The following is a 21,317-nucleotide window of genomic DNA, read 5'->3' on the forward strand; positions in this document are numbered from 1 at the left end:
ATACGCTTGGGTGCAGAAGAAGTTCTCGATCAGATGACGCTTCCAGATCGAGAGGCGGCGGCAAGGCGCGCCTCGGATCGTGCTGGATCACGATCTTGGCGCCGCGCTCGTTCAGATCGGCAATGATGGTGTTGCTATTGAACCCCGTGTCGGCGTTCGGATCGCCGAAGGCGACGCCCTTGATGGGCGGGCGAAACCCACCGTATCGAAGCGGCCTCCTGACAGGAGGACGAAGCACGCGAGTGCCGAGCGCATCGGTGAGGGCAAGGATCTTTCATGTCGACCTTGGGAGGGCCTGTGGCCTGGCTTTGATTCCCCCTTTGCGCTGCCGCGGCACGTGCATCAACTCATTCGCCCGGCCATGAGTGCAGCCGTGGCCCGGCTGCGGGATGAACCGTTTACGACAAGCGCCGCGGAGGTTTGATCCGCATTGCAGCACCACTTGCCCTGCAAACCGCGGCGGTGAGACCTGTCGCGTGATGCCTACGACAAGGTAGGGCTCCGGTCACCCCGTGCTCAGATCATGGCCATGCCGCCATTGACGTGGATGGTCTGGCCGGTGACGTAGGCTGCTTCATCGGAGGCGAGGTAGGCGACGGCGGACGCGACTTCAGCGCTGGTGCCCATGCGCCGCGTCGGGATCGCTGCCATGATCGCCTCTTTCTGCTTGTCATTGAGCTTTTCGGTCATCGCCGATTCGATGAAACCCGGGGCGACGCAGTTGACGGTGATGTTGCGGGTGGCGATCTCCTGCGCCAGCGACTTGGAAAAGCCGGTCATGCCAGCCTTGGAGGCGCAGTAATTGGTCTGACCGGGATTGCCGGTGAAGCCAACCACAGAGGTGATGTTGATGATGCGGCCATGCCGGCGCCGCATCATCGGATGGGTGAGTTCGCGGGTCAGCCTGAACCCGGCGGTCAGATTGACCTCAAGCACGCTATCCCAATCGGCGTCCGCCATGCGCACGAACAGACCGTCCTTGGTAATGCCGGCATTGTTGACTAGGATATCAACGCCTTCGAGCTCGACCTCCGCCTTCTCGCCGAGCGCCTTGACCTCGTCGCGGTTCGACAGATTGGCCGGGAAAAGTTTTACCCGATCGCCGAGTTCGTCAGCCAAGGTCTCCAGTTTCTCGACGCGGGTGCCGTGCAGGCCGACAATGGCGCCCTGCGCATGCAGCACACGGGCGATCGCCTCGCCAATGCCCCCCGATGCGCCGGTGACGAGCGCCTTGCGGCCGGTCAATTCAAACATCTTTTCTCCTCATTCTTCAGGCCGGTGAATTCGGTCACCTCTGAGTGTCGCCGAGCCAGAAGTCTCGGCTCCAATGAGTGGCTTCCTCGCCGCTCCTGATCCGCGCCAGGACCCCTGCTGCGAGGTAGAATCGTCTATGCAGCCCAAACCGCGTTGGGCGAGTTCGCGCAATTGGCCGCGGCCGGCCTCGGCTGCGAGACCAGGCGCGGCTCGACCGACCTGACCACCTGGAGCTGACTGGTGGTGCACTGGGAGAGCCTTCAGACTGCCAGCAAAGCGACGGCGCCCGGAAGGGCTTTGCGGCAAACATGTCGGAGGCTTACTATACGTGTTTGAAGGCTAGAACTGAATTCACGCCGCCCATGGCAAACGCGTTGCTCATGGCCACACGCACCTTACGCTCGCGCGGCACGTTGGGCGTGACGTCGAGATCGCAATCGGGGTCTGGCTCGCGATAGTTGGCGGTCGGCGGTACGACGCCCTCCTGAATCGCCATCACACAGGCGATCATCTCAAGCGCACTCGCTGCACCTTGACAGTGCGCGTGGGTGGATTTGGTGGAAGAGACGGACATCGAATAAGCATGCTCACCGAAGACGCGCTTGATCGCCGCCGTTTCGATTTGATCGTTGGCCTTGGTGCCGGTGCCGTGCGCGTTCAGGTACTCGACGTCCTCGGGATTCAGTTTCGCATCGGCAAGGCAGGCGCGCATCGCGCGCTCCGGCCCGTGAACTGCCGGCGCGGCGATGTGGGAGGCATCGGCAGACAGGCCGATGCCGGCGACCTCGGCAAGAATCGTTGCACCCCGGGCGGTAGCATGCTCATAGCTTTCCAGTACGGCCATGCCCGCACCTTCGCCCAGCACCAGTCCCTTCCGGTCGGCGGAGAAGGGCCGGCAAGTATCCGGAGCGAGCACGCGCATCGCTTCCCATGCCTTCACCATCATAAACACGAACGGCGCGTCGCTGCCTCCCGCAAGCATCACGTCGGCCCGGCCGTACTTGATCTGGTCTACGGCCGAGGCGATCGCATGATTGCCCGATGCACAGGCGGTGGTGACGCCGAAGACCGGCCCGCGAAGGCCGAGGCTCATGCTGACTTGGCACGCAGCCGCGCTCGGCATCGCCTTTACTCCGGAGAACAGATCAACGCGGGACGCTCCCCCCAAAAGGACGTCGCGGTAGCCTTTTTCGGTCGCATCGTAGCCGCCGAAGGCGACGCCCACTGTTGCGCCAAAGCGATGGGCATTGCCTTCATTGCAGGAAAGTCCGGCCTGTCGCATGGCTTCGCGTGCTGCAAGCACGGCAAGCAGGCTGAAACGGCCCATGGCGAGCAGCTGCCTGGGGTCAACGTCGTGCTCAGGCAGCGTCTTGATCTCGGCGCCGATCGTGCCCTCCAGCCCGTGAAGCTGTGCATTGACAATGGGACCGATGGCCGATCGGCCCTCGCGCATGCCTCTCCAGATGGAGCCGACATCGGTGCCCAGTCCGCACAGCCCGCCCAGTCCGGTGATAACGACCCGCCGATCCATTCAAGCCGCCTTGTTGAGCAAGCCGCGGATGGCTTCCACCATGTCGCCGACAGTTTGGAGATCAGACCACGCCTCGGCCGAGTTCATCTCGATCTTGATGCCGTAGGCCTGTTCGAGATCCCAGAGCACGTCCGCCAATCCCAGTGAATCGATGCCGAGCCCAGTCACTTCCGTCGCAGTGGTTATTTCGCCGACGGATGCTGCAGTCGTTCCCTCGGCGTTCTCCGATTCGACGCGCTTCCTGATTATCTCTACGATTTCCGTTGTAAGTTGATCAGACATTATTTGTTTCTTTCCATTTCAGCTTGTTTTTACGTTGGGGTGACTTGACTCCTGGGCAGCGCGCGTCCGGGAAACTAGCCATTAAACTTGTGCAACTGACAAAGCTTAATGCTCATACCAGCCGGATGAGTCCGGCTGGTCTGCGGCGCAGGCTGCGATGGCGAAGAACGTCGCCGGGAGCCGATTTTGCTAGCCACTCGGGACAGATATGTAGTCCCGGAGTTTCATAGCTCCGGACCGTTACGGTCGATCAGCGTGCCGGAAGGCCACTCGTCCATCGAGCGTCCAATCGGCGAAACCAAGACGAGCACGTCCTCCAGGCGCGTGGACGGCAGGTCGTGATGCACATTTGCGCGGCTCGAACGGACGCGGACGCTTGGCACAATGGTGGCTAGGCCCTCTCTGCAGTACCTCTCAACATGGTTGCGCATTGCGTGCCGAACCGTGCCGAAAGCGAATGGAACCCCCATCTGCTGCAGGACTGGATACACCGTGCGCATTGCAAAGCTGATTCCGAGCTTCTCAAGATCCTGACGAACGCCATACAGGCCCAACTCAGCCACTAGGACATCGACCTCGCCAACCCTGATGAAGCGGCGCAGAATACCGATGTGTGCCGCTACGCCCTGAGGGTCGCTGGCAATAAAGCGGAGTTCCGGTCTTGCGCCGGCCCAACTGCGGCCACCTTCGAATGGCTTTGCGCCGAAGGCTCCGTTTCGTCCATAGATGTTTCGGAAAAAATCGGAGAGCTCGACATGGTCGGCCACTTGCAAGTTATTTTCCCAGCATAACCTCCACTGCACGGCAGAGCGCATGGAAGATTTTCTCCTTTCGGGTTGTCCTTAAGACGCTCATCGCGGCATAGAGGCAGCGGGTGATCGGTGCGTCAGGTGTTTGTCCATGCGAGATTTCAGCACAATGATAAAATCGTTTGTTTCGATGGAAGGTATCCACTCTATGGATAGCCGCAGAAATGCGTTTCAAGGGGCTTGATCTCAACCTTCTCGTCGTGCTGGACGCATTGCTGGCCGAGCGCAATCTCTCGGCGGCGGCACGCCGGATAAATCTCAGTCAGCCGGCGATGAGTGCGGCCGTCGCCCGGCTGCGCGATTTTTTCGGCGATGAACTGTTCAGCATGAGCGGCCGCGAACGTATTCTGACGTCACGTGCGGCTGCACTTGGTCCCGCAGTCCGCGACGCTCTCCTGCACATCCAACGTACGATTATTTCTTCGGATCCGTTTGACCCGGCTCGATCCGATCGCCGCTTCAGGATCATTATTTCCGATTTCGCCACGCTCGTTTTTTTTGAGAAAGTCGTGGAGCGTGTTGCCCGGGAAGCCCCCGCCGTCAGCTTCGAATTGCTGCCTATCAACGATAGCCCCGATGAGCTTCTCCGGCGCGGCGACGTCGATTTTGTAATTCTCCCGGATTTGTTCACGTCGAGCGCGCATTCAAGCGTGGCCTTGTTCGGCGAGAGGCTCGTATGCGTCGGCTGTCCCACGAACAGGCAGCTGCCACGGCAGCTTACATTCGAGAGATATCTGTCGATGAGGCACGTCTCGGTCAGGTTCGGACGTTCGCTGATGCCGTCCGTCGAGGAATGGTTCTTACTTGAGCATGGTCTTAAAAGACGTGTCGAGGTGGCCGTGCAGGGCTTCAGCATGATCCCACCCATGGTGTCCGGCACAGCTCGTATTGCGACCATGCCCTTCCGGCTGGTTAAGCACTTCGAAAAAACCTTCCCCCTTCAGATTGTGGAACTTCCGCTGCCGCTTCCCGCTTTCACCGAAGCCGCCCAGTGGCCGGCACTCCACAATACCGATCCGGCAAGCATCTGGATGCGCGAGATAATGATGCAGGAGGCATCTCGCATGGCTGCTCCGCTGTGACAACACGGGAGGCTTTAGGCGCCATTCCATTTACTACCTCCGCGACCAACTGCTTTCGCGTCGACAGCACGCGCTGGACGAAATCAATGCTGGCGGCAAGCGCGCCCGCGAGCTCGTCCAACGTGCGCACTTCCTCGACCAGCTCGAACGAGAAGGGTCCCGCGTAGCCATCGTCAAGCAGCGCCTGGATCTGACTGCCATTGTCGGAACCTCCAAGAAAGCAATCCGGGTAAATCCAGAAGGTCGGGTCGTTCACGCCTGAAATGTGCACCAGTCCGGTAAGCTCGCCAAACAAGGACGTCTCCCCAGCCAGGGTATGGTGAAAAGTATCGTGCATCAGGCGGAACACGGACTGGCCATCAACCGCGGCAATGGCATCGGCCGCTTCCTTCTTTGATCGAAGCGAGCAGGTTCGAAAGCCCAGCGGCTCGATCAGGCCGACAAGACCGCGCGACTGGAGGATCGGCTTGAGCGCGTTTAGAGCGAAGCGGAGACTGTCATGGCGCTCGCCAGTGCTGGCCCGCGAGCCGTGGTTGACCGGCACCAGCACGACCGTCTTAGCCCCGCACGCCGCCGCGTAGTCGGCCAGCTTGTTCGCCTCCGCCCGACGGGTGGGAGTCCAGTCGTCGAAGCGCTGCAAGGCGTTCATCGAGGTTATCGTGACGCCGGCTTCGGTAGCGGCAGAGCGGACCTGCGCAGCCGAAATGGCGTGTGTAACAGGATTGCTGAAATGATGGTCACGGATTTGAACATCGGTCAGGCCCTGATCACGCGCAACTGCGAAAATTGCACTGACGTCGACCGATGGGGCCGCCATGTCTTCGAGCGCAAAGCGGGGAGATACCTGGCGCATGGGCGGAGCTTTCCTTCCAGAAATGCGGCGCCAGTCTTGTCTGGCTTCTCCGCGCGCCCCACTGCAGGCCGATGCACAAACCTGATTGGAGCAGGCTAGTCAATCGAGCGATTCTTGCATTTATGAAAGGAATGTCGGCCATGGCGATAGATCACATCATTTCAGATGTTTTCCGGAAGATAGATGTCAAACGGCAGAAATGTCTGCCCCGGCGTCTCCGCCGTGCCGGTCTTGATGGCGCGATCCATCAGCAACATCAGCTCCTGGCAAAGTCGGCGCAGTGGCGTGGCGACCGCCATCGTGATGATGTCATCAGCGAGGGCCTCCCGTGACTCCGGCGTGATTTCATTCACGATCGCCACGAGATCCTGACCTTTGCCCTCTTCCCGGAGCGCTGAGATAGCGCCCTCCATGCCACCGCCGGCCACGTAGAAGCCGACGAGCTCAGGTTCCCGCTGCATAAGGTCCAGCAGCGCCTCGTAAGTGATCTGTCGTTTCTCAAGGTTCACGAGCGTATCGAGCACCTCGAATGCTGGCTCGTTCTCACGGAAAAAAGAACGAAAGCCGCTTTCCCGTAGCTCGTGACCCTGGAAACGGTGGCTGCCGACAAACACCGCCACCTTGCCAGGCCGTTTAGCGGCCTTGGAGAACATCCAAGCTGCCGTCCGCCCGACCCTGCGGTTGTTGAGACCGATGTAACCCTCGCGCACGCCAGCGGCGAAGTCAGAAAGGAGCGAGAAAACCGGGATGCCTTTCGCCTTGAGCTCCTCGACTGCTGCCGTGATCTTCGGGTGGTCCGGCGCCACCATGGCGATCGCGTGGCATCGGCTACCAAGATCCTTAAGGAGGGTGGTCAGGTCCCCGGGCAAATGTGATGGCGCGAATTCGATGAGCGGAATGCCGTGGAAGGACTGGGCCGAACTCACCGACGCTTCGACCTCGCGCGCGAACTCCTGGTAGAAATGCTGGGCCGGTTTTCTCAAGATGAAGCCTAGCCGGTAGCGCGGCAGATCCCGTTGCAAGCGCTGTTTGATGAGACCCGCAGCATGATAGCCGATCGCGTGGGCGGCCTCGTGGACCCGCCGCGCGGTCTTCTCCCGCACCGGCAGGCGAGCGTTCAGGACCCGATCGACAGTCGCCACGCTCACCCCGGCTTCGCGGGCGAGATCGACAATTGTGGGGCGCTTTGCCGTCGCTCCAATTCTGATCGGCTGTCTCTCTGTCATCCGGCGCATCCCAGCGACGGTTCGGGGCGGCAAAGTGAAAATTTCGGCATCCTGCACGATCGACTGCCTATCCAATGAACGGCGCTCCAGGCGCAACCGCGCGGGTGTCGATCTACGGTTCGTTTCGATAAGGCGTCCATATTTCTTGTACTCACCGCATTTGGCGCTTCTGATCTGTGGCCCGCGAAGCACTGTTTAGAGCCAGCGAGCCGATTGTTTCGTTCGGATGTTAGCCCGGCGACTGGATTAGTCGCGCTACAGCAATCTTGCTGGGGCGGATGGCCGGTTTAATCTCTCGGCAAGCTCCCGCAGAAGGCAGCTTTCATGCGCGCTTCGTCCAATTCGCCTTCCCAGCGGGCGACAACGAGCGAGGCCACCGCGTTGCCGACTACATTCGTCAGCGCTCGGCATTCGGACATGAAGCGGTCCACGCCAAGGATCAGAGCCATCCCAGCAACGGGAACGCTCGGGATTACGGAGAGCGTAGCGGCCAAGGTGATAAAGCCGGCGCCTGTTATACCTGCGGCACCCTTCGAGGAAAGCATCGCGACAAGCAATAGGAGGACCTGGTCGGAAATCGACAAGTGCGTGTTCGTCGCCTGGGCGAGGAAGAGGGCGGCAAGCGTCATGTAGATATTGGTGCCGTCCAGATTGAAGGAATATCCAGTCGGGATAACGAGACCCACGACAGAACGCTTGGCGCCGGCCTTCTCCATCTTTTCCATGAGCGAGGGCAGCGCGGCCTCCGAGGAGGACGTTGCCAGGACCAGCAGCAGCTCTTCCTTGATGTAGCGCACGAGAGAAAAGATCGAGAAGCCGTTGTATCGGCAGACCGCGCCGAGAATCCCGAATACGAAGAAGAAGGCAGTGAAATAGAACGTCGCGACCAGCATCGCGAGGTTGGCCACCGAACCGATGCCATATTTGCCGATGGTGAAGGCCATGGCGCCGAAAGCGCCGACGGGCGCGGCCCTCATCAGAATGCCGACCAGCTTGAACACCGGCGCAAGGAGCGCCTGAAGCAAAGAAAGCACAGGCTTGCCCGTGTCGCCGACCATCGCCAGAGCGATGCCGAACAGGACCGAGAAGAACAGGACCTGCAGGATGTCGCCTTCGGCGAAGGCACCAACGATCGTTATCGGGATGATGTTCATCAGAAAGCCGGCCACGGACTGCTCGTGGACCTTGGCGGCATAGCCCTTCACGGCCTGAACATCGAGCGACGCCGGATCAATGTTGAGGCCAGCACCTGGCTGAACGACATTTGCGACTATGAGACCGACAACCAGTGCGAGGCTCGAGAAGGTGACGAAATAGATCATCGCTTTGCCGGCGACCCGGCCAACCTTTTTGAGGTCGTTCATGCCGGCAATGCCGGTCGTGACGGTTAGAAAGATCACTGGTGCGATGATCATTTTCACGAGCTTGATGAAAGCATCGCCGAGGGGCTTCAGAGCCTCTCCGGTCCCCGGACAGAAATAGCCCACTGCGACACCGAGGGCGATGGCGGTAAGCACCTGCACGTAGAGCTGGGCGTAGAAGGCCTTGCGGGGCGTGGGACCCGCGCTTCGGATTGGTGGAACCAACAGCTTTTCTCTCCCTGACCGGACGGGGTGGGGCTCCTCCCTTCCCGCGCTTCTCCCATCGCGGCGCTCCGGTCAAACGCTGCTGCCATCTCAGCCGCAAACGTTGTGCCAAGTGGAACCCGCGCCCAATTATGCGTATTCCGCCGCTCGGTCACGCAGCTTCAGTGAGGCTTGTGCGGGTTTCCGCACTGGTTGCCTCCATTCTTGGCGAAATTCCGCACCTAAGGCTCCGGCAATGGTCCGTGTCTGAAGCAATAGGTCGGTAGAGCACGGATGATACAACAAGGGCGCGTTGCAACCATTGCTTTTGCCCGGCAGAGCGGCCGCCGGTCGGTATCTCTGGGGTCCCGATGTGCCCCTCCTTTCTTTGTCTTGTTTGCGACTGACCGCGCACCGGTGTGGAGGATTCCCTACACAACCGTGCTTCGCCGCGCTCCCGTTGCAGCCGAGTGCGTCTCGAAGGGGCAGTGGAGAAGACCGGTGATTCCGCCAGTCCTGGGGCGCAACGGTGTGATTCAGGAGATGCTTCGGAGCACGAACATAAGCCGCGCTCGAAGACAACTTTGCGCCATGGCATGCGCCGCAGCGTGTTCTATTGTCAACGGCATCAATAGCGAGGGTATGAATGGTTGCTGCGATCCACTCAGTGAGCCGCTACCGCTTCCGCACCACCTGATGGGGCGCTGGAAGCACGCACAGGCGCTCGGTATGCTCAGCGCGCCGCGCACCCGCCGAGACGCCGGGGTAAACATCTCTGCCGTTCGCATCGATCTGCGAGCAACTATCTGAATTGATGGGATTCTGTCATGTCGTCCTACTTTCCTTTCACAAATGCAAGGAAAGCTCGATTGACTAGCCCCCGTCGTTCCCGCTCTGTAGAGCAACGTGTGGTTGCGCTCGGGAGGAGCCTGAACCGCGCCCCACTTCAGTAAGGATAGCCAAGCCATGCCTCAAGCATTGCCTCCGGCGTTTTTCGTTCTTGCCGATCATCACGGCCTGACCGACGCCCAAAACCGTGACCCACTTTCGATCCAATGGCAGCCAGTATGCCGGCTGCGGAAGTCGGCGTGCTGCCGTGACGCCGGGTCACAGACTATCCGTATCGACGTCTCAGGCGTTTCGATGAGCGGCTCCTACGAGCGAGCAAGCGCGCCAATCATGCGGCGGCCCGCGGGGCGAAGAAACTCTTGCTGGTGCCGGCCATCGGTGGCTCGGGCCTCGATGCCACTTGACGAGGCCTCAACGCCCGGGGGGCGTCGCAGGTTCAGATGGGGCGGCGTTGCTTTCGCGGCTCCACATCGAGGATGACATGCTAGACCGGGACAATAATGGCCAACCTGAAGAAAATGCTGGGCAGACGCCGCCATGCTGCTCGTCGCTTCATGACGCGAAAAGGGATGACTCAGAATCCGCTATTCTGCCGTCGCGCGCGAGCGTGCTTGCTGGCATATGGGAAATAGTGAAAGCACTCACCGCCCCCTCCGGGCTCGAAGTCACGCTGGCCAAGGTCGTAGACCTCCTGCGATCGTTTCTGCAGATGCGGCACGGCATCATCTCTCTCTTCGATAGTGATGGCGAACTGGAAATCACCGTAGGCGCCGGCTGGACCGAGAGCTGCGGTGAGCGCTGCCGGACGTATCTGCCGCGGAAGGCAATCGACCATATTGTGGCCACGGACACGCCCCTGGCCACCGAGAACATCGCGGTTCATTCGGCTTTCACCGCCGCCGACATGGAGGTGCTCGGGGTCTCCGAAAACATACCAGTGTCCTTCGTCGGCGTTCCCATCCGCGTCGATGCGAATGTCGTGGGCACGCTGACCATCGACCACGTACTGGACAATGGCTCAAGAGTTTGGCTCGATTACAACCTCTGTCTGCTTCCCCTAATCGCCAACCTGGTAGGACAGACAGTCAAGTCGCATCGCTCTTTCGACGGCGACCCCGAGCAACCGATGGCACAGCAGGATTTGCTGCCAAAGCAGAAGCATCCGGCCCGGCAGCGTAACAAGATTCACGTTGAGGGGATGATTGGCGACAGTTTGGCGTTGCGCGGTCTGCTTGAGAAAGTCGCGGTCGTAGCTAAGGCTAAGATTGCGGTTCTGTTGCGAGGCGAATCCGGTACCGGCAAGGAGCTGGTCGCCAAGGCTATCCACGAGTTGTCGCCGCGCGCCAAGCGGCCCTTCATCAAGCTCAATTGCGCGGCGCTGCCCGAGACAGTCCTGGAATCCGAATTGTTCGGTCATGAGAAGGGTGCATTCACCAGCGCGTTCAACTCACGCAAGGGGCGCTTTGAGCTCGCCGACAAGGGGACGCTGTTCCTGGACGAGATCGGCGAGATTTCGGCCTCTTTCCAGGCAAAGCTCTTGCGCGTGCTGCAGGAGCAGGAGTTTGAGCGCGTCGGCGGCAACCAGACCATTAAAGTCGATGTTCGCATCATTGCCGCCACGAACAAGAACCTGGAAGAGGCGGTTGCCAGAAACGAGTTCCGTGCCGACCTCTATTACCGCATCAGTGTGGTTCCCTTGCTGGTGCCAGCGCTACGCGAAAGGCGCAGTGATATTCCGCTACTCGCCGCTGAGTTTCTCAAGAATTTCAACGGTGAGAACGGCCGGATGCTGACCTTCGATCCCAGTGCGATTGAAGTCCTGATAAACTGTGATTTTCCCGGCAACATTCGCGAGCTCGAAAATTGCGTGTATCGGACAGCAGTTCTGGCGGCGGGACCATCAATCGGGAGAGGCGACTTTGCATGCTGCCAGGGCAAATGCTTCGCCGAGGCGCTGCACAAGAGCAGATTTGGCAAAATCGCGCTGCAATCCCCGCCGATCGTGCCGCTGCCAGCGGTTGCGGCCATACCGCCCGCTGCTGCCGCCGTCGCAGTCCCGCCTGAGATCACAAGTCAGCCGCCGCTTGGCCCTGCCGGGGCAGTCCAGTTAAATGGTGCAAGAATGACCGATGCTGAACGTGTCATCGAGGCCATGGAAAGATGTGGCTGGGTGCAGGCAAAGGCGGCACGCCTGCTTGGACTGACGCCCCGCCAGATTGGCTACATGTTGAGGAAATACGGCATCGAGATCAAGCGTCTTTGAAGCTAACGACCGAAGCGAGTAGCGGGGACCGTGCTTGTGCCCCTGGAAACGGGTGATGGGGACCTCACGTCAGTGCCAACTTTCGATCCAATCGCACAGTCCGGCTGACCCCGCGGAGCTGTCGGCTTCACGACGCACCTGGGTTTGAAGGCAGCGCTATCATCGATGGTCCAAGCCATGTCTCGATATCACCAGCCCGTGCCGGATGTACTGGGACTGAAACGGAGAAAAAATCATGTCGGATGCAAAACTCGGAACTGTGCTTTCCTCTCTCTCGCAAGTGGCGAGACAGTTAGATGTTCTGCTATCCGACAAACCGGCGCCGGATGCGAGTTGCGTCAAGCTAAATACGAACGAGAACCCGTTTCCGCTGCCGACAGTCATAATGCAGAGTGCAATGGCGGCTCTCGAACGGCAGTATCTATATCCAGAAGACGACAACGTCAGCTTGAGGCAAGCAGCTTCTGAAGCCTACGGCGTCTCCAAGGATCAGGTGATCGCCGGAAACGGATCGTCTGAACTGCTTGGGCTTATTTACAGAGCTTTCCTGGTTCCAGGAGACAGCGTGGCGATGATGTCGCCCGGGTTTTCGTTCAACCGCAAACTTGCCAGTTTGCAGGGTGCTCAATTTGTCGAAGTCGAATGGGGCCAAGATCATTCCTTGCCCGTAGAACAATTGCTTTTGGCGCCTGCAAAAGATGCCAAATTCATTCTGCTGGCTAATCCGAACAATCCGACCGGAACGTTTGTTCCGGTGGCCGATATCGAACGTTTAGTATCACAATCAGACCGCATGATTGTCTTGGATGAGGCCTACGTCGATTTTGCACCGGATAATGGTCTGCATCTCATCAATTGTTATCCGAATCTCCTGGTCTTGAGAACGTTCTCGAAAAGCTATGCCACCGCCGGCATTCGCGTCGGTTTCGGACTTGGTCACCCTGAAGTCATTGGCAGGCTGCGAAATCTTCAGAACGTCTTCAACATGAATGTGATCGGCCATGCGGTTGGTATCAGCGTCCTTGGGCACCGAGGCGCCTATGCCGAGAACCACAAGCACATCAAGCATGAAAGACAGCGAGTGACGATGGCGCTGTCAAAACTCGGATTTTCCGTAATACCTTCCCACGCAAATTTCCTGCTAGCACGTGTGCCAGCGGGGCAGGAAGGCGCATGGTGGCAAGCAGCCTTGGAAAGGCAAAAGATACTCGTTGCCTTCTTTCCTGATGCAGGTTTGGAAAATTACATCCGCATTAGCATCGGCACAAAAGATGAGATGGATGAATTTCTTGAGGCCGCCAGCGACATAGCTGGAACGGCGAAGGAAACTATCCCACTGTGCCGGCCGTCAGCGGCCGCTGCTCCTGCCTTAACCAATCGATAGTTCCCCGGCCATTAAGCGCGCCGATAATTTGAATTTGCTTGCACCATTGCGAGCCACGAACCGTTGCAAAGAGTTGGAGAAAATTCGTGAAGAATGCCTTCCCCCGGGGCCTGACCATCGGCATATTCGACCATCTGGACGAGGACGGCTGCGAGATTGCCCGGCAATACGCCGATCGCCTGAGTTTAGCAGAGGCGTGCGATCAGCTTGGCTTCTATGCATATCATCTGGCAGAGCACCACTGCACTCCGCACGGGAGGGGCCCATCGCCGAATCTGTTCTTATCCAGCGTCGTCCAGCGCACCCGGCACCTTCGCGTCGGCCCGATGGTAATGCTCCTTGCCCTTTATCATCCACTGCGTGCGTTCGAGGAGATCTGCATGCTGGACCAGTTGAGTGGTGGCAGGGTCGAACTGGGTATAGGGCGCGGCTCTCTTCCAGTCGAACTGGGTTACTTCGGGATTGCTGCGGAGGCGGCGCCAGGTCACTATGCGGAAGCCAGCGAAATCCTTATTAAGGCGATGAAGGGCGACACGCTGTCCTATCGCGGCCGCCATTTTGAGCTGAATGACGTCCCTTTGACGCTGAGATCTCATCAGCGCCCCCATCCACCGACATGGATCGCCACCAATAGACCCGAGTCGGCCAGCTGGGCCGCTGCAAGTGGCGCCAACATCGCGTGCCTGGGACCTGCCTCTTCTGTTCGCAGAATTACTGATGCATTCCGAGCCTGCCGGGAGCGCAGTGCCGACGCGGACGAGCGAGGGCCATTTCTTGGAATGCTCCGCATGGTCGTGATCGCGCGATCGGAAACAGATGCATATGCGCTCGCGGCACCCGCTTACGAACGATGGCTCAAGAGCTTCAGGTTCCTCTACGACCTCAATGCGCTCCAGACGCCGCCAAATCTGCCGCTGAGCTTGGATGCAGCAATCGAGAGCGAATTGTGCGTGGTAGGAACGGCATCTTCTGCGCGACAAGCTCTTCTTGATCAGCTCGAAGAGGCCGGTGCTAATTATCTACTTTGCCAACTTGCATTTGGGAATCTGTCCTTAGACGCTTCGCTATACACCGCAAGGACGATCCAATCTGAAATCATGGCTCGTGTTACCTGACGTGAAATGCGCGTTCCGTGTTCGAAGTTGAATTTTCTCCGGCGCACCATCACCTTCCCGGTTCCGCGCATGATGCCGATATAGTGCTTGCTGTGTGGGTGGAGGGCGCGCACGCTTGTGGAGGCCCTAGTTACTTGGAGCGACCGGCCTGCCGATTAAGAAATCGCCCCGATTTCGTTTCGCAAGAGAGGGCGAACCTGTGCGTACCAGGGCAAAGCCCCGGTTTCTGGGCATAGAGAAGTTTGCTATAGCTCATTATTTAAGGCACTATGAGTTATAGAAAGGTGCGCTATAACTCATGGTATGGAATTGGGAGCAGGCTGACTGGCCGCATTTTACCTACGATAAGGAAGAATTGGAACCGCTGGAAAGGGAATTCCTGCTGCGATCGGGTGAGTTCCTGGGTGTCTTTCGGCACGTCGGTTCTGACGATCGCGACCAGATACGCATCGATCTTATCAGTGAAGAGGCCTTGAAGACATCCGCGATTGAAGGGAAATACCTCAACCGCGAGAGTCTGCAATCATCCCTGCGCCAGCAACTTGGGCTGGGCAGCGAGAACAGGCGCATTCCGCCTGCCGAGCGCGGCATCGCGGAAATGATGGCCGACGTGTATTTACATTTTGGCCATGTCCTCTCGCATCGCACTCTCTACGCTTGGCACAAGATGGTGATGTCGGGGGAACGGCGTATTGAGACCATTGGCAATTACCGCCAGCATGCCGACGTCATGCAGATTGTTTCCAATCGGCTGGATAAGCCCGAAGTGCATTTCGAGGCACCTCCCTCAGCGCGGGTAAAAGCCGAAATGGATGCTTTCGCCGCTTGGTTCAACGATACCGCGCCTAAAGGTAAGACGCCGCTCCCGGCGTTGACGCGAGCCGGTATCGTGCACCTTTATTTCGAGAGCATCCACCCATTTGAGGATGGCAACGGCCGCATAGGCCGTGCCCTCTGCGAAAAGGCGCTTGCTCAAAGCCTGGGTGAGCCAAGTCTCATCGCTTTGGCATACACGATCGAACGCCACCGCAAGGCCTACTACGACAACCTGCAGGCCAGCAATAAGAGCAACGCGGTAACAAATTGGCTGCTCTACTTTGCCAACACGATCCTTGAAGCGCAACGCGTAACGCTGGTCCGCGTCGAATTCTCCGTAGCTAAAGCCAAGTTTTACGAACGCTACCGAAACCAGTTCAACGAGCGGCAGGAAAAGGTCATCGCCCGAATGTTCCGCGAAGGCATCGACGGGTTCAAAGGAGGGCTCAGCGCCGAGAGTTATATCGCCATCACTCAAGCATCGCGCGCCACGGCGACAAGAGATCTGCAAGACCTCGTTTCCAAGGGCGCGATGATAAGAACTGGCGAACGGCGACACACGCGTTACGCCCTGAACATTCTGGATGACCGCAGGTAAACCGCAGCACAGGTTTATTGCCACCTTACTCGCGCAGCGACACGTGCGAAGTTTTGAGCAAAAAGGTCTATGAATTCAGAATCGCGCTGGGCAAAGCCTGAGCGCACCAAGTCCGACTTAAACGGGTCCGTCTGCATTTCGCTGAGAATTTCAGGGCAACGGTTGCGGTGCCAGCGCGTTTTCATCTTCAAGTTTCGGCAATCTTCATGGCACTTCGGGCGACCGAAGCAATAACGGCCAACGCATCGGCGGTGCCGTCGGCTTCGCCTTTCTCAAAATCACCTTCGGTCTGGCCCATCTGGTTTGTTACATGGGCAAAGCAAATCACGTCCTTGTGACGCGCCGATGCAAAGGAATAGAGGGCCGCTGCTACCGATTCCGGACAATTGCCGAAGTGCAAGCCGCACTTCAACTCGGTGGCTTAGCCGTGGTCAAAATCATCACCTCGCCGTGCAGTCGCGCCTCATGACCTGGATGGTGGCGGAAAGGCCGGCTCACGAATGATTAGATCGTTCGAGATCGGGTCCAGTCAGTGCCGGGCGTGTTCGCATTGGCTGTGATCGGCCAGCACCTCAATCACCCGGCATTCGCCGACCTTCCCGCGCCGGCAGCCTTCGACCATGAGTTCCAGTTCGGCCTTCAATGCCGTGAGGCTGCGTATCCGCTGAACGACGTCGGCCAGCCGCGCCTGGGCTATGGTGTCGGCCGTGGCGCAGGGCTGGCTGGGATTATCCTGCAACGTCAGCAGGGTGCGGATGGCTTCGATGTCGAACCCCAACTCGCGTGAATGGCGAATAAACGCCAGCCGGCGCAAATCGCTCGTCTCATAGTGCCGTCGATTGCCCTCGGTGCGGTTCGGCGCGGGCAGCAGGCCGATATGCTCATAGTAGCGGATGGTCGGCACTTTCACGCCGCTCTGTCGTGCCGCTTCGCCAATCGGGACACTGCGCATCATTTTTCGCTTGCTCCTCTAGTCGCTAGAGAATGTAGCGTGCCGCTGGAATGGTTCAAGGAGTGAGACGATGGCTGCAACCGCCGCACAAACCCGTTATCGCGTTGAAGGCATGGATTGTGCCGGCTGCGCGACGAAAATCGATAGCGCGCTGCGGCGCATGCATGGCGTCCAGGATGTGAACGTCTCGGTCACTGCCGGCACCATGACCGTCAGGCACACTGCCGAAAGCGACCTCGCCGCGATCGAAAAGAAGGTGACGGGCCTCGGCTATTCTGTGGCTCAGCTCACGAGCGAAGCCGGACAGAATGCCAAACCGGCCGGGCACGGCACCAAAGGCGGCCATGACCACGCTGGCCACGACCACGCTGGCCACGACCATGCTGGCCGCGACCATGCCGGCACAGCCAAAGATGACCACGACGACGTGGAGGGCTTGCATGGCCACGACCACACGCCGGCCACGGGGCCCTGGTGGAACAGCGCCAAAGGCCGGCTGAGCATCGCCAGCGGCGCCGCATTGGCCGCAGCTTTTGCGATTCACTATATCTGGCCGGCCACCGGCGTCTGGCTTTTCATTGCCGCCATGCTGATCGGACTGGTGCCGATTGCACGGCGAGCTGTGATGGCCACGCTCGCCGGCATTCCCCTCACCATCGAAATGCTGATGACCATCGCGGCGATCGGCGCCGTCATCATCGGTGCCGGCGAGGAAGCCGCCACCGTGGTCTTCCTGTTCCTCGTCGGCGAGTTGCTGGAAGGCGTGGCCGCCGGCAAGGCGCGCTCCAGCATCGAGGCGCTGACCACGCTGGTGCCCAAGACGGCATTCCTGGAGGAGAATGGCGCCACGCGCGAAGTTCCGGCCGAAGCCCTTGGGGTTGGCGCCGTCATTCTGGTGCGGCCGGGCGATCGCATTCCAGCCGACGGCAAGATCATCGAGGGCGAAAGCGCCATCGATGAATCGCCGGTGTCGGGGGAAAGCGTGCCGGTGCGCAAGGGCGTCGACGCGGACGTGTTCGCCGGCACCATCAATGGCGACGGCGTGTTGCGCATCACCGTCACGGCTGCGGCGTCCGACAACACCATCGCCCGCATCGTCAAGCTGGTCGAGGAGGCCCAGGAAAGCAAGGCGCCGACGGAACGCTTCATCGACCGTTTCTCACGCTGGTATACGCCCGCCGTCGTCGCAGTGGGGGCTCTGGTGGCCGTCGTCCCGCCGCTGGCCTTCGGCGACGACTGGAACGAATGGATCTACAAAGGCCTGGCGCTGCTGCTCATCGGCTGCCCCTGCGCCCTCGTCATATCGGTGCCGGCGGCAATCGCCGCCTCGCTCTCGGCCGGCGCCAGGCGTGGTCTTTTAATGAAAGGCGGCGCGGTGCTGGAAGGCTTGGGCAAGATCACCGCCGTGGCTTGGGACAAGACCGGGACGCTGACTGAAGGCAAGCCCGTGGTGACGGATGTCGTGGCCATCGGGATCAGCGAAGAGGTGCTGTCGCTGGCCGCTGCACTCGAAACCGGATCGAGCCATCCGCTGGCCCTGGCTATCCTGCGAAAGGCCAAGGCCGATCGCGTGCCGGTGCCGCCAGCGGTGGAGGCCAAGGCGCTCGGCGGCAAGGGCGTCGTCGGTCGCATTGGCGGTAAGAACGTCTTCCTGGGCTCGCCGATCGCTGGAGGCGAGAAGGTCGCGCTGCCGACCGAGCAGGCGGCCCGCATCGCCGAACTCAACGACCAGGGCAAGTCGGTGTCGGTGCTGCTGATCAATGATGTGCTGGCCGGTTTCATCGCCATGCGCGACGAGCCTCGGCCGGACGCGCAGGCCGGCCTCAAGGCGCTGACCGATGTTGGCATCAGGACTGTCATGCTGACTGGCGACAACCAGCGCACGGCGGCGGCAATCGGCAAGCAACTCGGTATCGAGGTGCGCTCGGAACTGCTGCCCGAAGACAAGCAGCGCATTGTCGGCGAGTTGAAAGGGCAGGGGCTGACGGTCGCTAAGGTCGGCGACGGCATCAACGATGCGCCGGCGCTCGCCGCGGCCGACATCGGCATAGCCATGGGCGGCGGCACCGATGTCGCTCTGGAGACGGCAGATGCGGCGGTGCTGCATGGCCGCGTCGGCGATGTCGCGGCGATGATAAAACTGTCTCAGGCGACCATGGCCAACATCAAGCAGAACATCACCATGGCGTTGGGGCTGAAGGCGGTGTTCCTGGTGACGACCGTAGTCGGCATCACCGGCCTGTGGCCCGCCATTCTCGCCGACACAGGCGCGACGGTGCTGGTGACAGCCAACGCCATGCGGCTGTTGCGCTGGAAAGGTGGGGTGTAGATTGCCGCCTTCTATGTCTTTTGGGACGGCTCGATGAGCAACAATCATTCGCATCGAGCCGGCGCTTATTATTGGCTCGCGCCGTTGATCGGGGCATTTCTGGCGATTGCCCTTTTGGGTGAGCCGCTGACTGTCCGGCTGCTGCTAGCCGGCGTGCTGATGGGGGTAGGTCTCTTGCTGCATCTCGCAGCGAGCCGTGCCGGCGCTTCATGGCCATCCCCGACTTCCGCCGCTCGCGCGACGTCGCGGCCTTCGGGCTGACTTCGCGGCGCTGGATGTCGGGCACTTCGATTGACGTTCAAGGCCGGATATCGAAGGCCGGTGAGGTGGACGAGCGGCGCGCGCTCTACGATGCGACGTCCGGTTTGATGACGCGCTTCAAAGGCAACGATATGGTCAAGAGGTGAGGCCGGGAGATCGCAAAACGCTTCGCGGTGGCGCGCAAGCTGGCCGGTGATCATGCACGCGATGCGGAGCGACGCGGGCAATCCGCTTTGGCCGCTACGTCTTTCCCTTTGAAGCCAATAGTTGGCTCTTCCCCGCAGACAGCGAAAGCGGACATCTGGCCGAGCAGAAGGAAGATCGGGACGTTCTAAGCAAGTGGCGCAATGACCTGCGGCAGACATTCAGGACGCTGGCGACGCCTGCTGGCGTGTCGGAGTTCGACGCGCGCCTGCTGATGAACCACGCCATCCCGGGCGTGAACGCCGGATACATTTCGCGGCACAAGCTGCTAGAGGACCACCTACGCGCCCAACAGCAAGCGATAAGCACAACAATGTTTGGCTCGCTCTGGGCGACCTCATTGCCAAGGATGATACAGTCCGCTCGTGGCTCGGCCCGTGCGCAACGCGACGAGCAATTCAGGCCGCTAAGCGAAACGATGGCGAAACTCTGGGCGACGAGTATAGGAGCGCTGTCTTGGTTCGCAGCGCGGATCCGTCGCCTCCAGGCACATTGGGGATTACCGGCGGCTACCCACATGCCCAGGGCCAAAGCCCCGGCAACCGCCATTGGCACTCCTAGGATCAGCTCTGCCGTTTCAATATTAGGACAAACCGGCAACAGCGTTGTGCCAAACCTCCAAGGCACCGCGCGGAAGCAACGCCTCGACCGGCGCAATATCAAAGGCGACGCCGCGACCGACCGTCTGGAAGTCGGATGCCTGCATTCCGCACCACAGCAACGCCAAGTCGCGGTCCGCCGTGCAAAGTTGCACGATCTCGCCGGGAAACAGCGCAAAAAGGTGGATGAGAATCTCGAGCGACCGAAGATCTGATAGGGCGTTGTATGCGTCCTCGCCTGAGTAGCCGGGTTGCAAGTTCAACAGAGTGAAAGTAGGGCTGCACCCGTTCGGCACCGCAATCGAGTTTGCAATTGCGAGAACGAGTTAAGATTTGCGTGACACATCGAACCGGTCTGCTGCCTCGATGACGCTCGCGATACGGGCCGCAACGTCTTTGCGACTAGTCGGCGCACAGAGTGTTGGCGCAAGCTCAAGTAACATGGCATTTTTTCGGCTGAAGCTGGCGCGGGTGTTTTCGATCAGGCCTAGCACACCTTCCAGACTCTTAGCTCCCACGACGATTTCGGCCTTGGGCAAAGCGCGTCTCAGCTTATTGACCGCCTCGTCGATCTGCGCCTTCGTCTCATGGGGATCGGGCATTCGACGGCTGTTGCCTTCGAGAGCGCAGAGCATCGGATTAATGCGGATGGGGCTGTCTTCGAACAGGTCGAGGAAATCGGGTTCGCGGCCCTTCTTCACGCCACTTTCAAACCGGCTCACGATCTCAGTCACGACATTACGGTCGACCAGAATTATGGAGTCGGCCTTGATCGTTGCCAGTGCCGAAGGCAGCCATCCGCCTTTCACAAGCCCGATCGCTCGCGAGGTGAAACGGCTCTCAAGAGTGGTGCTGACGTGGACCACCGTGCCCGGATCGACACCGTTGAAATCAGTATGAAGGATCTCCCCGTTGTACATATCGAGCTGGATCGTGATAGGCAGATTGGAGGACGCAGCTGCAAGTTCCGCATAGCTCCGCGGCTGAATATCGACGCCAGCGAAGCTGATCGTCCTGCCGGGACCGCCATTGGGTCCTTCGCTCTCTTTGAACAGGAACGTTCCGCCGGCACGAGGAGCTGTTTCGACGTCCGAAGTCATGAATATTCAGTTCCGGGTGTTATTGAAAGCTCCGCGCCTCGTCATGATCGCATCGATGCAGGAAAAAAAGCGCAATTTGGAACAAGGTATCCGGGAATCGGCGGCATCTCCACAGCCGTGCCTGACGGCTGATCGAAGGGGACCGCGGCCGATGGCGTCTATTTTCAGCCCGGAGTTAGTTTGATCTGCTTGCCAGTGTACTGGCGCCACAGTCCGAGCCGCTTGATCCGGTAGCCGAGGATTCG

At 59.7% G+C, this 21,317-nt stretch carries 17 protein-coding genes and 2 pseudogenes; 9 read left to right on the forward strand and 10 right to left on the reverse strand.

Going from position 1 to position 21,317, the window contains the following annotated elements:
* The first annotated feature begins 79 nt into the window (after positions 1-79).
* Complete coding sequence (locus NMG80_RS09250) at positions 80-424, forward strand: hypothetical protein (RefSeq protein WP_008878225.1); 345 nt, start codon at positions 80-82, stop codon at positions 422-424.
* 92 nt (positions 425-516) lie between these two features.
* On the opposite strand, the gene fabG is transcribed toward NMG80_RS09250, so the two are convergent.
* The 4 genes from fabG to NMG80_RS09270 all read right to left on the reverse strand — a co-directional run bounded on the left by fabG (position 517) and on the right by NMG80_RS09270 (position 3,882).
* The gene (fabG, locus tag NMG80_RS09255; protein ID WP_254017823.1) at positions 517-1,254 is read right to left on the reverse strand and encodes a 3-oxoacyl-[acyl-carrier-protein] reductase; all 738 of its coding nucleotides are present in this window, start codon (positions 1,252-1,254) and stop codon (positions 517-519) included.
* 322 nt (positions 1,255-1,576) lie between these two features.
* The gene (locus tag NMG80_RS09260) at positions 1,577-2,785 is read right to left on the reverse strand and encodes a beta-ketoacyl-[acyl-carrier-protein] synthase family protein (protein WP_077378864.1); all 1,209 of its coding nucleotides are present in this window, start codon (positions 2,783-2,785) and stop codon (positions 1,577-1,579) included.
* Entirely contained in the window at positions 2,786-3,067 is a 282-nt protein-coding gene (locus NMG80_RS09265) for an acyl carrier protein (protein ID WP_008878222.1), read from the reverse strand.
* 224 nt (positions 3,068-3,291) lie between these two features.
* The gene (locus NMG80_RS09270; protein WP_008878221.1) at positions 3,292-3,882 is read right to left on the reverse strand and encodes a NodA family N-acyltransferase; all 591 of its coding nucleotides are present in this window, start codon (positions 3,880-3,882) and stop codon (positions 3,292-3,294) included.
* A 158-nt stretch (positions 3,883-4,040) separates the two neighbouring features.
* Between NMG80_RS09270 and NMG80_RS09275 the strand changes: the two genes are divergently transcribed.
* Entirely contained in the window at positions 4,041-4,958 is a 918-nt protein-coding gene (locus NMG80_RS09275; protein ID WP_040594270.1) for a LysR family transcriptional regulator, read from the forward strand.
* Positions 4,959-5,034: 76 nt separating this feature from the next.
* Here the strand turns inward: NMG80_RS09275 and NMG80_RS09280 are convergent.
* The 3 genes and pseudogenes from NMG80_RS09280 to NMG80_RS09290 all read right to left on the reverse strand — a co-directional run.
* Positions 5,035-5,811, reverse strand: a pseudogene (locus NMG80_RS09280) (TIM barrel protein); the annotation flags it as partial.
* A gap of 161 nt (positions 5,812-5,972) precedes the next feature.
* Positions 5,973-7,037, reverse strand: coding sequence for a LacI family DNA-binding transcriptional regulator (locus NMG80_RS09285; RefSeq protein ID WP_008878216.1), 1,065 nt, complete (start codon positions 7,035-7,037; stop codon positions 5,973-5,975).
* Between the two features lie 287 nt (positions 7,038-7,324).
* Positions 7,325-8,623, reverse strand: a complete 1,299-nt coding sequence (locus NMG80_RS09290) for a dicarboxylate/amino acid:cation symporter (RefSeq protein WP_254017824.1) — start codon at positions 8,621-8,623, stop codon at positions 7,325-7,327.
* A gap of 1,309 nt (positions 8,624-9,932) precedes the next feature.
* Here NMG80_RS09290 and nifA point away from each other — a divergent pair.
* The 4 genes from nifA (at position 9,933) to NMG80_RS09310 (ending at position 15,627) form a co-directional block, all read left to right on the forward strand.
* Positions 9,933-11,714 (forward strand): nif-specific transcriptional activator NifA, encoded by a 1,782-nt coding sequence (gene nifA, locus NMG80_RS09295; protein WP_254017825.1) that lies wholly within the window; start codon positions 9,933-9,935, stop codon positions 11,712-11,714.
* 235 nt (positions 11,715-11,949) lie between these two features.
* Positions 11,950-13,098, forward strand: coding sequence for a histidinol-phosphate transaminase (gene hisC, locus NMG80_RS09300; RefSeq protein ID WP_254017826.1), 1,149 nt, complete (start codon positions 11,950-11,952; stop codon positions 13,096-13,098).
* A gap of 86 nt (positions 13,099-13,184) precedes the next feature.
* Positions 13,185-14,213, forward strand: a complete 1,029-nt coding sequence (locus NMG80_RS09305) for an LLM class flavin-dependent oxidoreductase (protein ID WP_077378876.1) — start codon at positions 13,185-13,187, stop codon at positions 14,211-14,213.
* Positions 14,214-14,511: 298 nt separating this feature from the next.
* The gene (locus NMG80_RS09310; RefSeq protein ID WP_254017827.1) at positions 14,512-15,627 is read left to right on the forward strand and encodes a Fic family protein; all 1,116 of its coding nucleotides are present in this window, start codon (positions 14,512-14,514) and stop codon (positions 15,625-15,627) included.
* A 187-nt stretch (positions 15,628-15,814) separates the two neighbouring features.
* On the opposite strand, the gene NMG80_RS09315 is transcribed toward NMG80_RS09310, so the two are convergent.
* Together NMG80_RS09315 and NMG80_RS09320 are read right to left on the reverse strand one after the other, a co-directional pair.
* A complete protein-coding gene (locus NMG80_RS09315) occupies positions 15,815-16,027 on the reverse strand; it encodes a hypothetical protein (RefSeq protein ID WP_367185938.1) in 213 nt (70 codons plus the stop codon).
* Positions 16,028-16,156: 129 nt separating this feature from the next.
* The gene (locus tag NMG80_RS09320) at positions 16,157-16,579 is read right to left on the reverse strand and encodes a MerR family transcriptional regulator (RefSeq protein WP_254017912.1); all 423 of its coding nucleotides are present in this window, start codon (positions 16,577-16,579) and stop codon (positions 16,157-16,159) included.
* A gap of 70 nt (positions 16,580-16,649) precedes the next feature.
* On the opposite strand from NMG80_RS09320, the gene NMG80_RS09325 reads away from it, so the two are divergent.
* The 3 genes and pseudogenes from NMG80_RS09325 (at position 16,650) to NMG80_RS09335 (ending at position 20,187) form a co-directional block, all read left to right on the forward strand.
* Positions 16,650-18,908 (forward strand): heavy metal translocating P-type ATPase, encoded by a 2,259-nt coding sequence (locus NMG80_RS09325; protein ID WP_254017828.1) that lies wholly within the window; start codon positions 16,650-16,652, stop codon positions 18,906-18,908.
* Between the two features lie 191 nt (positions 18,909-19,099).
* A pseudogene (locus tag NMG80_RS37790) lies at positions 19,100-19,427 on the forward strand (transposase); the annotation flags it as partial.
* 133 nt (positions 19,428-19,560) lie between these two features.
* Positions 19,561-20,187, forward strand: a complete 627-nt coding sequence (locus NMG80_RS09335) for a hypothetical protein (RefSeq protein ID WP_254017829.1) — start codon at positions 19,561-19,563, stop codon at positions 20,185-20,187.
* Between the two features lie 111 nt (positions 20,188-20,298).
* Here the strand turns inward: NMG80_RS09335 and NMG80_RS09340 are convergent, their stop codons facing one another.
* Positions 20,299-21,072 (reverse strand): hypothetical protein, encoded by a 774-nt coding sequence (locus tag NMG80_RS09340; RefSeq protein WP_254017830.1) that lies wholly within the window; start codon positions 21,070-21,072, stop codon positions 20,299-20,301.
* Between the last annotated feature and the right edge of the window lie 245 nt (positions 21,073-21,317).

The organism is Mesorhizobium escarrei (assembly GCF_935825525.1).
GTDB classification, from domain to species: domain Bacteria; phylum Pseudomonadota; class Alphaproteobacteria; order Rhizobiales; family Rhizobiaceae; genus Mesorhizobium; species Mesorhizobium escarrei.